The sequence below is a fragment of the Streptococcus sp. 27098_8_74 genome (genome assembly GCF_041431705.1).
Classification (GTDB): domain Bacteria; phylum Bacillota; class Bacilli; order Lactobacillales; family Streptococcaceae; genus Streptococcus; species Streptococcus salivarius_E.
This window is the reverse complement of record NZ_JAPVYF010000053.1, coordinates 1-2500: the sequence shown is the minus strand read 5'-3', so window position 1 is coordinate 2500 and position 2500 is coordinate 1. Positions and strand designations below refer to the sequence as shown.

The window sequence follows — 2500 nt, the reverse complement described above, 5'->3', positions numbered from 1 at the left end:
AGAGACTTAACATCGACGCTAGCCCTAAAGCTATTTCGGAGAGAACCAGCTATCTCCAAGTTCGTTTGGAATTTCTCCGCTACCCACAAGTCATCCAAGCACTTTTCAACGTGCCCTGGTTCGGTCCTCCAGTGAGTTTTACCTCACCTTCAACCTGCTCATGGGTAGGTCACATGGTTTCGGGTCTACGACATGATACTAATGCGCCCTATTAAGACTCGGTTTCCCTACGGCTCCGTCTCTTCAACTTAACCTCGCATCATATCGTAACTCGCCGGTTCATTCTACAAAAGGCACGCTCTCACCCATTAACGGGCTCGAACTTGTTGTAGGCACACGGTTTCAGGTTCTATTTCACTCCCCTCCCGGGGTGCTTTTCACCTTTCCCTCACGGTACTGGTTCACTATCGGTCACTAGAGAGTATTTAGGGTTGGGAGATGGTCCTCCCAGATTCCGACGAGATTTCTCGTGTCTCGCCGTACTCAGGATACTGCTAGGTATAAAGACTATTTCGAATACGAGGCTATTACTCTCTTTGGCCTACCTTCCCAGGTAGTTCTTCTATAATCTTTAAGTCCACGTTGCAGTCCTACAACCCCGAAGAGTAAACTCTTCGGTTTGCCCTCTTGCCGTTTCGCTCGCCGCTACTAAGGCAATCGCTTTTGCTTTCTCTTCCTGCAGCTACTTAGATGTTTCAGTTCACTGCGTCTTCCTCTACATTACCTTAACAGTAATGAGTGACAGGCATTACCTGCCGGGTTCCCCCATTCGGACATCTCTGGATCATTGCTCACTTACAGCTCCCCAAAGCATTTCGTCGTTAGTCACGTCCTTCATCGGCTTCTAGTGCCAAGGCATCCACCGTGCGCCCTTATTAACTTAACCTTATTTTGGTCTTTCGACCTAACTCATTAAATATTCACAGCGTTTCGGTTTATTTTCTTGTTACTATCTATATGTAATTAATTACATATGGAATTTGATATAGATATTCAATTTTCAATGGACAATACTTGAATCTTTCGATTCAATGGAGCCTAGCGGGATCGAACCGCTGACCTCCTGCGTGCAAAGCAGGCGCTCTCCCAGCTGAGCTAAGGCCCCACAAGACCTCTCAAAACTAAATAAGAAACTCAAGTACATTCCGTTTTTCCTTAGAAAGGAGGTGATCCAGCCGCACCTTCCGATACGGCTACCTTGTTACGACTTCACCCCAATCATCTATCCCACCTTAGGCGGCTGGCTCCAAAAGGTTACCTCACCGACTTCGGGTGTTACAAACTCTCGTGGTGTGACGGGCGGTGTGTACAAGGCCCGGGAACGTATTCACCGCGGCGTGCTGATCCGCGATTACTAGCGATTCCGACTTCATGTAGGCGAGTTGCAGCCTACAATCCGAACTGAGATTGGCTTTAAGAGATTAGCTTGCCGTCACCGACTCGCAACTCGTTGTACCAACCATTGTAGCACGTGTGTAGCCCAGGTCATAAGGGGCATGATGATTTGACGTCATCCCCACCTTCCTCCGGTTTATTACCGGCAGTCTCGCTAGAGTGCCCAACTGAATGATGGCAACTAACAATAGGGGTTGCGCTCGTTGCGGGACTTAACCCAACATCTCACGACACGAGCTGACGACAACCATGCACCACCTGTCACCGATGTACCGAAGTAACTTTCTATCTCTAGAAATAGCATCGGGATGTCAAGACCTGGTAAGGTTCTTCGCGTTGCTTCGAATTAAACCACATGCTCCACCGCTTGTGCGGGCCCCCGTCAATTCCTTTGAGTTTCAACCTTGCGGTCGTACTCCCCAGGCGGAGTGCTTAATGCGTTAGCTGCGGCACTGAATCCCGGAAAGGATCCAACACCTAGCACTCATCGTTTACGGCGTGGACTACCAGGGTATCTAATCCTGTTCGCTCCCCACGCTTTCGAGCCTCAGCGTCAGTTACAGACCAGAGAGCCGCTTTCGCCACCGGTGTTCCTCCATATATCTACGCATTTCACCGCTACACATGGAATTCCACTCTCCCCTTCTGCACTCAAGTTTGACAGTTTCCAAAGCGAACTATGGTTGAGCCACAGCCTTTAACTTCAGACTTATCAAACCGCCTGCGCTCGCTTTACGCCCAATAAATCCGGACAACGCTCGGGACCTACGTATTACCGCGGCTGCTGGCACGTAGTTAGCCGTCCCTTTCTGGTAAGCTACCGTCACAGTGTGAACTTTCCACTCTCACACTCGTTCTTGACTTACAACAGAGCTTTACGATCCGAAAACCTTCTTCACTCACGCGGCGTTGCTCGGTCAGGGTTGCCCCCATTGCCGAAGATTCCCTACTGCTGCCTCCCGTAGGAGTCTGGGCCGTGTCTCAGTCCCAGTGTGGCCGATCACCCTCTCAGGTCGGCTATGTATCGTCGCCTAGGTGAGCCGTTACCTCACCTACTAGCTAATACAACGCAGGTCCATCTTGTAGTGGAGCAATTGCCCCTTTC

General features: G+C 50.0%; 1 tRNA gene and 2 rRNA genes (1 of these 3 cut by a window edge). All 3 read right to left on the bottom strand.

The features are described 5' to 3' along the window. Positions 1–886: ribosomal RNA gene (locus O3670_RS10805) — 23S ribosomal RNA — on the bottom strand; its annotated part reaches 1861 nt to the left of the window's first position; the annotation flags it as partial. A 146-nt stretch (positions 887–1032) separates the two neighbouring features. Next, positions 1033–1105: transfer RNA gene (locus O3670_RS10800), tRNA-Ala, on the bottom strand. A gap of 54 nt (positions 1106–1159) precedes the next feature. After that, positions 1160–2500: ribosomal RNA gene (locus O3670_RS10795) — 16S ribosomal RNA — on the bottom strand; the annotation flags it as partial.